Source organism: Thermoleptolyngbya sp. M55_K2018_002 (assembly GCF_015295965.1).
Classification (GTDB): domain Bacteria; phylum Cyanobacteriota; class Cyanobacteriia; order Elainellales; family Elainellaceae; genus Thermoleptolyngbya; species Thermoleptolyngbya sichuanensis.
The window spans coordinates 1-7,924 of sequence record NZ_DVEA01000241.1 but is presented as its reverse complement, the minus strand read 5'-3'; the positions used below and the strand labels follow the sequence as shown (position 1 = coordinate 7,924).

At 56.0% G+C, this 7,924-nt stretch carries 8 protein-coding genes; 3 read left to right on the top strand and 5 right to left on the bottom strand.

Annotated elements, in window-relative coordinates:
* Positions 1-8: 8 nt before the first annotated feature.
* Positions 9-1,403 carry a hypothetical protein gene (locus IGS51_RS12025; RefSeq protein WP_297078609.1) on the bottom strand — a complete coding sequence of 465 codons (1,395 nt, stop codon included), beginning with the start codon at positions 1,401-1,403 and terminating at the stop codon, positions 9-11.
* A gap of 198 nt (positions 1,404-1,601) precedes the next feature.
* A complete protein-coding gene (locus IGS51_RS12020; RefSeq protein WP_297078608.1) occupies positions 1,602-2,771 on the bottom strand; it encodes a histidinol-phosphate transaminase in 1,170 nt (389 codons plus the stop codon).
* A 425-nt stretch (positions 2,772-3,196) separates the two neighbouring features.
* Between IGS51_RS12020 and IGS51_RS12015 the strand changes: the two genes are divergently transcribed.
* On the top strand, positions 3,197-3,730 hold the full coding sequence (locus tag IGS51_RS12015) for a tetratricopeptide repeat protein (RefSeq protein ID WP_172356576.1): 534 nt from the start codon (positions 3,197-3,199) through the stop codon (positions 3,728-3,730).
* 155 nt (positions 3,731-3,885) lie between these two features.
* Here IGS51_RS12015 and IGS51_RS12010 read toward each other — a convergent pair whose 3' ends face one another.
* Together IGS51_RS12010 and pdxA are read right to left on the bottom strand one after the other, a co-directional pair.
* Positions 3,886-4,107 (bottom strand): DUF4327 family protein, encoded by a 222-nt coding sequence (locus IGS51_RS12010; protein ID WP_084781909.1) that lies wholly within the window; start codon positions 4,105-4,107, stop codon positions 3,886-3,888.
* A 244-nt stretch (positions 4,108-4,351) separates the two neighbouring features.
* On the bottom strand, positions 4,352-5,446 hold the full coding sequence (gene pdxA / locus IGS51_RS12005; RefSeq protein WP_297078607.1) for a 4-hydroxythreonine-4-phosphate dehydrogenase PdxA: 1,095 nt from the start codon (positions 5,444-5,446) through the stop codon (positions 4,352-4,354).
* A gap of 369 nt (positions 5,447-5,815) precedes the next feature.
* On the opposite strand from pdxA, the gene IGS51_RS12000 reads away from it, so the two are divergent.
* Entirely contained in the window at positions 5,816-5,920 is a 105-nt protein-coding gene (locus tag IGS51_RS12000) for a PetM family cytochrome b6-f complex subunit 7 (protein ID WP_068507045.1), read from the top strand.
* Positions 5,921-6,071: 151 nt separating this feature from the next.
* Here the strand turns inward: IGS51_RS12000 and IGS51_RS11995 are convergent, their stop codons facing one another.
* Positions 6,072-6,503 (bottom strand): helix-turn-helix transcriptional regulator, encoded by a 432-nt coding sequence (locus IGS51_RS11995; protein WP_297078606.1) that lies wholly within the window; start codon positions 6,501-6,503, stop codon positions 6,072-6,074.
* Between the two features lie 206 nt (positions 6,504-6,709).
* Between IGS51_RS11995 and IGS51_RS11990 the strand changes: the two genes are divergently transcribed.
* Positions 6,710-7,717, top strand: a complete 1,008-nt coding sequence (locus tag IGS51_RS11990; protein WP_297078605.1) for an SDR family oxidoreductase — start codon at positions 6,710-6,712, stop codon at positions 7,715-7,717.
* The last annotated feature ends 207 nt before the right edge of the window (positions 7,718-7,924 follow it).

Sequence of the window (7,924 nt, the reverse complement as noted above, 5' to 3'; positions counted from 1 at the left end):
AAACTGGATTAATCAAACTGGACTAATCGCTGATGCTGGAAAAAGTCCTCGTAGCGGCTACGGGCGCGGATTAGCTCCATGCGATCGCCCCAGATGGCGACCTCTGCGGGGGCGGGGTGCAGCGCAAAGTTTGTCAGCGAGTGATTGAAGCCGTAAGCGCCGCAGTTGCGGATGACCAGGCGATCGCCAATTTCCAAGTCCACGGGCAGCAGCGCATCGCGCACCACCACATCAATGGGCGTTGGCAACTGGCCCGCGATTGTAGTGGGCATTGTGTCAGATGACTCTTTACCTAATACCCGCAGAAACTTGCTGGCATTTTGCATGGCGGGGGTGCGGTAGAGATGGTGAACGCCGCCGTTGAGAATCGCAAACCGCTTGCCCTGGGATTCTTTGATATCCAGCACCTCTGTCAAATACAGGCCTGCCTCACAAACGAGATAGCGCCCCATTTCCAAAATGAAATGAAACGGCTCGTGGCTAAAGACGGCTTGTAGGGCCGCCCCAAACGCAGGCACATCAAACGCGGCATCTACGGAGTTGTAGGGCACGCCAATGCCGCCGCCAAAGTCGATGACCTCGATGCAAAACCCCTGGGCCCGCAGTCGATGGGCGATCGCCACGGTGTTTTGCCACGCATCAATCAGTTGCCGATAATCCAGCACATTGCTTTCGGTGAACACATGAATTCCCTGAAGCCGCACATGGCTAAGCGACTGAATCTGCAACAGTTCGGCGGCTGCCTGCGCCTCATCTACGCCAAACTTACTCGCACCCTGCCCATTCATGGCGATGGGTTTTAGCGTGTCGCTATTATGACTGCCATTCGTTTCAGAGGTTGTTTCGATGGTTTCGGAGGCTGCGTTGGGATTCTCGGCAGCGTGTACAACGCCATTCGTCTTCGCGTCGATCGCGCAGCCAGAATCACAGCTATTCAGCGTGCGAAACTGGGGGTTAATTCGCAGCAGGATGGGCTGCTGTTTCCCCCGCTCCGCCGCTATCTGGTTCAGCCGTCGCGCTTCATTGGCCGACTCTACAACAATCAGCCCGATGTGGTAATTGAGAGCCTCAGCCAGTTCATAATTGGTTTTTCCAGGGCCCGTGAAGACCGTTTCCTCAGCAGGATAGCCCGACTTTAGCGCGGCGATGAATTCACCCAGAGAGCTGACCTCTGCGGCAGCGCCCCACCGCGCCAGCAGGTGCGAAAGGGTAAGATTGCTGTTTGCCTTGAGGGCGTAGTGCAGGCGAAAGTTCTGGGGGAGGCTGTGGTCGAGAGCCGCAAATCGGGCTTCAATCAGCGCCAAGTCGTATAGATAAAGCGGCGCTCCAAACTGGGCGGCGGCCTGAGACAGCAAGGCTGCGCTTGGCAGCGCGGGGGCAAGGGGTAGGGTCAATCCGGGCATCGATCGTCCTCAAGCGATGGGAAGCCTTCTAAAGCTTGCTATGGGGCATTCAGAAGGCGAGTCGTCGTGAATGGTCGTAGCGACCTAACCGGATTTACTGAAAGGAGAATTCTTAACTATTTCTTAAGATTTGTAAACTCGCTTTTATTATGAATCGTTTGCAGGGTTCTGTCTAGATGCCGCAGGGTTGGAGGCAGGCTAGAGTCGGTCGCGGAGGCGATCGAGGGTGCGCTGATTTTCCGCTGGCGTTCCGATGGTAATTCGCAGCCCGCCGCAGGTTTTGCGGACGAGGGTTCCGGCGGATTTCAGGCTTTGAAACAGGGTTTCTAGCTGTTCCTCGGCGGGATCGTTCTGGAGCCGCAGGAACAGAAAATTGGCGGCGCTCGGCCAGACGGTGATTCCTGGCAGCGCGGCAAGGGACTGGAGGAGGCGATCGCGCTCGGACAGCAGCGTGGGGATAGCAGCCAGCAGCGTATCCTGATGCGCCAGGGCTAGCTCGGCGGCGCGTTGCGACAGGCTGGGCAGGTTGTAGGGCAGGCGAATTTTTTCCAGCGTGGCGGCCAGTTCGGGATGGGCGATCGCATAGCCAACCCGATGCGACGCTAGCCGAAACGCCTTGGAAAAGGTTCGCAGAATTACCCAGTTGGGATGCTGGGGCAGTTCCGCCAGCACGGTTTGCTGACTGAATTCAAAATAGGCTTCGTCAATCACCACCAGGATGTGGGGCGGCAGGCTCCGCAGCCAGTCTAGCTCTGCATCCGTGAGCGCATTGCCCGTGGGCGAGTTGGGATGTACTGTGAACACGACGCGAATGGCGGGCTGTCCGGCGGCAGGCGTGGCGATCGCATGGCTGGCAGCGGCGAGGTCCGTTTCAAAGGTTTGCGCGTTGCGACCGACTCGCACCACCGGAACGCCCAGCGTATTGGCCGTGATGGCATACATGGAAAACGTGGGGTCGGCCACCAGCACCGAACCTTCCGCCCGCAGGCAGGTGGCAATCAGCAGCGACCGGATGAGTTCGTCAGATCCGTTGCTGACGGAAATATGCGCCGGTGTGACCCAGCTTGCGGAGGATTGAGCAAAGGATTGAGCAGACTGGTGTGCAGACTGGTTGGCATATTGGGCGATCGCCCCTTTCAGCGCCGCATGTCCTCCATCGGGATAGCGGTTTGCCTCCAGTTCATGCTGATAGGCCCAGGCCAGTTTTTGCTTCAGGTCTTCTGGCAAATCGTAGGGGCTTTCGTTGGTATCCAGCCGATCGACCTGGGCAGGCTGCGTCGGAGAGCCGTGAGCCGCCGCATCTGTACTACCGGGATGGGGCGTGTAAGACACCAACTGAGCCAAATCGGAGCGCAAAAAGGGAAGCATAAACCCGCCTACCGCTGCAAGCACACAGCCTAAAATCACCTCTCATAGCATACGATTTTCGAGCAGTGGTCTGTTGATGTTTGGCTTGATGCAGTCTGTTGATGTTTGGCTTGATGCAGATCGATGGACGGTTGCTCGGCAGCGCTGAACCCAAAAAGCCCTTACTTGTCAAAATCTCCCGAGATCTCAGAGATTAGCGGCGATCGCCCCTCGATGCATCGGCGCGATGGTGTAGGCTGAAGAAAGCGGTCTGAGTGTCTCTAAGCGGTTTCGTAAAGAGGTTTCGTAAAGAGGTTTTGTACCCGCGTTTCAATCGGATACTGACCGCCGGATAATGGCCGCGCTCGATCGAGTTGAGTCTGATTTCTCTTGGGTTTCTTATAGTTTTCTAGTTTTCTTTTAGCTGAAGTTAGAAGTTAAAGGTTATGGACGATAGCTTGCTGCCCGTTGTCTATCTCAGTGTGCTAGTAGCGCTGCTGGCGATCGCGGGTATCTTCCTGTTTCGCCAGGTGCTTAGAACCCGCAAGGTCGAAACCGCCCTGACGCGCCTGCAAAACAAGCTCACCAAGGGCCCCGGCACGGCGCAGGAATACTATGAACTGGGCAGCATCTATCTGGACAAGAAGCTCTATTCGCAGGCGATCGCCCAGTTCCAAAAAGCGCTCAAGTCCAAAGACCTGAAAGAAGCCGAGAACGCGGCTCTGGTCTACAACGCACTGGGCTATGCCTATGCCGCTCAGGAGCAATATGACCTGGCCATTCGCCAATACAAAGAAGCGCTGGAAAAGCAGCCCAAGTACGTTACTGCCCTGAATAACCTGGGCTTTGCCTACGAGAAAAAGCAGTTGGTTACCCAGGCAATCGAAGCCTACGAGCAAGCGCTGGCCATTGACCCGAAAAACGGCACTGCCAAACGGCGCACCGAGTCCCTCAAGCGGCGCGTCGCCACGCCTGCCTAGTCTGTGCTGACCGAACTTGGTTTCGTTTCGTGCTGAACAAAAAACCGGGGCACTCCGCCATTATGCGTAGAGATCCCCGGTTGCCTTTTTTGGGTTCCGTAGTTACACGGTTGTGTCGCTAGAGTCCCTCCAGACGGTTCTGGAGCCAGATTTGCCTAGTCGTTGTCCCACTCCTCATGGCCAAGCAGATCGCCGATGCGATCGCGCAACAAAAAGTCACATTTTTCAAGCTCGCACTCAACGCAGGCCCACTCGCGGGCAGGAATGTACTTGCAGAGGACGTAGATGGGCTGCTGACGGCTGACAATCCCTTTTTGAACCAGTTGACGGGCTTCGTCTTGAAGGAGATCCATAGAGTATTGAACGGTTTGGAGCATGATTTCGACCTCTGCGCTAGAACTATCGAAACGTCGTGAGTGCTTCAAGCATGACTGACCTACGTAGGAACACTCAACGAAACACTCTGTATCAAAAGTTAGCGTTTATTTACAATCAGTGTTACCTTTTGTATTTCAGTATACTGAACCATATCTATTCTCACGCCAGTTCCCCGGTAGTGAGATTAAAAAATGTTAAAAAGTCACGAAACCATAACATTTTGGTGATACGAACTTACTAAATTCAAGACTGATTTTGAAAGATCAGCCGTTGTGCGGATAGGCTGATCGCTAGCCGAATTGCCGCTTTCATGCTGCTGGCATCGGCAATGCCCCGACCCGCGATGTCGAAGGCCGTACCGTGGTCGGGCGAAGTCCGCACAAACGGCAGCCCGATTGTGGTGTTAACGGCGCAATCGAACGCCATCAGCTTTACGGGAATTAGCCCCTGATCGTGATACAGCGCCAAGTAAGCATCGTGGGTCTGCACTGGGTGCGACGTGCCAAACCAAGCCTGGCCCGGCCGCACCCAGAGCGTATCTGGCGGAATGGGGCCGTCTAGCGTCAGGTGGGGATGCTGCTGCCGCATTTGGTGAATCCAGGGGGTCAGCCACTCCAATTCTTCGTGCCCAAGCTGGCCCCGTTCGCCGCTGTGGGGGTTGAGTCCGGCGATCGCCACTCGCGGCTGCAAAATTCCAAAATCGTCCCGCAGGCTGTCCAGCAATAGCTCCAGTTTGCGCGTCATCAGATCGGGCGAGAGGGCATCGGGCACCTGCCGCAGAGGAATATGCGTCGTTGCCAGCAGCGCCCGCAGCGTCCAGCCCGTATGGGGCGATCGCCCGACAAACATCATGCCAAACCGCGTCGTTCCCGCTTGCTCTGCCAGCAGTTCCGTTTGCCCCGGATAGACGTGACCCGCCGCTTTCCAGGCAGACTTGGCGATGGGCGCAGTGACAATGCCGTCAAACTCGCCTGCTAGCGTGTGGGCGATCGCCGTCTGCAAAAACCGAAAACTGGCCTCGCCGCTGGCAGCGCTTTCCGCTCCTGGCATAATTTGGGACACCAGCGCCGAGTCGAGCGGCACCTCCAGCAGGTCGAGTGTAGAGAGGTCAGGGAGATAGGAGAACCCTGCCTGCACGAGGCGATCGCACGTCTGCTCCAGCAAAGCGCGGTTGCCGACCAGCGTGATTTTGCTGGGCTGTTCTGGGAGGTCTTCTGGGGAATCTTCTGGGGGGTCTTCTGGGGGGTCTTCTGCCAGAGCCGCCAGCGCCTTCAGCACCACCTCCGCCCCAATTCCTGCCGGATCTCCCAGGGCGATCGCCACTCTTGGCTGCACCATTGCTTCCCCCTTGCCAAATACCTGTTGAACCTCGCAAAATACCAGACAACCCCTGCCCCAAGCCCCCAGGCGCAATTCATCAAATCAGCGGAACCTTTAGCCAATCCACCAAACGGGCTGCAAACTGCCTTAAAATGCATGGTGCAAGTGCATGGTGCAAGCTCTGGCAACCTCGACCCCGGTCAACGCCCGGTTCATGCCGCAGCGCTTTCTCGGCAGCGCTTTCTCAATGGCTGCATTCTAAAGGCTGCATTCTAAAGGCTGCATTCTGAAGGCGGCATAGAGGGCGATCGCCAGTTCCCAAGCTCGCAAACCCACGTCATCCCACTCAATCAATTCAAGCAAACAAACTAAGGAGATACCGAAAACATGAGCGGTGAAATGCTGAACGCAACTTTCTTGTCATTTACTCTAATTTTGGTGGGGCTAGCGCTGGGCTTTGCGCTGCTGAAGCTCCAGGGCGGCGAAGAGTAATTTTTGAGGTTAGCTGGCCTGGTTTTCTACAAAGACGGTGCTGCGTCCCCGTCGATCGGTCATACGACAAAGCGCACGAAAAACCAGGCAGCCCTCCCCAAGCGCATTCCCAAACCCCAAATCTAAAATCGCAAATCCGAAATCCAACGCCTCAGCTATCTTCTGGCTCGTCCAGATGCTCTGCCACTTCACGGTATAGGTTGAGGACGTGGCTATCTTTCAGGTAATAGAACACGTTGCGCCCCTGCTTGCGGTAGCTGACTAGTCGGAGCGATCGGAGCGATCGCAACTGATGAGACACCGCCGACTCGCTCATCTTCACCACTGCCGCCAGATCGCAAACGCAGAGTTCCTGCTGAGCCAGCGCCGACACGATCCGCAGACGATTGGCATCTCCCAGCAGCGCAAAGAATTCTGCCATCCGCTGCGCCTTTTCGACACTCAGCAGCCCCCGCTGCGCCTGCCGCACATGCTCCAGATCAACGGGATGCTCCGTTGCACAACTGGGGCTATTCTCAGGAATAGACGCGCTGACAGCCGCTCGAACCGGAGAGGAATTCCTCTGGGACACTGCTTTAGGCATAGGTCTGAGGTCTGGGCTTTGATAAAGATTTGACAAACTGCAAGCCGCTTTACAGCCTGCACAGCACAGGTGAATCTCTCTCTAGCCTAGCAATTTGCTTGCTATTCAGCGCGTCTCGCAAAAAAACGGATTCTCTAGCGGGCCGAAATATTAGAGAATGAAAGGTGTATCTTATAAAAAGTTAACGATTTCGGACGAAATCTATAATGACGTTACTCGTGGTCGGTGCGACGGGCACCCTGGGCAGACAAGTGGTTCGTCGCGCACTGGATGAAGGCTATCCGGTGCGCTGTCTGGTACGAAGCTTCCGTAGGGCTTCGTTTCTCAGGGAATGGGGCGCAGAGCTGGTGCTGGGAGATTTGTGCGAACCGGAGACGTTGCTCCCTGCCTTTGAAGGGGTTACAGCGGTTATTGACGCGGCAACGGCTCGTGCCACAGATTCCCTCAGCGTGCGCCAGGTGGACTGGGAAGGGCAGGTAGCGCTGATTCAGGCGGCCAAGCTGGCCGGAGTCGAGCGCTTCATCTTCTTCTCCATCCTGGATGCAGAGAAATATTCCGACGTGCCGCTGATGGAAATCAAGCACTGCACAGAGCAGTTTTTGGCAGAATCAGGGCTGAACTATACGGTTCTGCGGACGGCTGGCTTTATGCAGGGGCTAATCGGGCAGTATGCCATTCCTATTCTCGAAAAGCAGGCTGTCTGGGTGACGGGGGAAACGTCGCCGATCGCTTACATCGACACGCAGGATTTGGCCAAGTTTGCCGTGCAGGCGCTGAAGGTGCCGGAAACCGCTAACCGCACTTTCTCGGTCGTGGGGTCGCGGGCTTGGGGCGCGTATGAAATCATCCGCCTGTGTGAGCGTCTGTCGGGGCAGGAATCTAAGGTGTCGCGGATGCCGCTGGAATTGTTGCGAGCCGCCCGCAAGATTGCCCGGTTCTTTCAGTGGGGCTGGAACCAGGCCGATCGCCTCGCCTTTACCGAAGTGCTGGCAACGGGTAAGCCGCTGACCGCGCCGATGGAGGAAACCTATCAGGTCTTCGGCATCGACCCCAAGGAACTGACGACGCTGGAAGGCTATATGCAGGAATACTTCAGCCTGATCATGAAAAAGCTGAAGGAAGCAGAGTACGAAAAAGAAAAGGCGAAAGAAAAGGCGATGAAGCGCAAGATGAAGCGATCGCCCTTCAAAAAGGTCGAAGAACCCAAGCCCTAGTGCAGAATTTGGGGCGCTGATTTTAGGGCACTGCTGGGCAACGCTAGCAAAAAGGGGGTGGGGGTCTTGCTCCTGCCCTCATTTTGACGTGTCTTGGACTAAACGTGATCTGGCTCTATCTCAAGGCCCCTCAGCGGCACCCCGAACAAACTTGCTAGAAAGCCCAATCGCAAATCCAACATCGCAAATCCAACATCGCAAATCCAA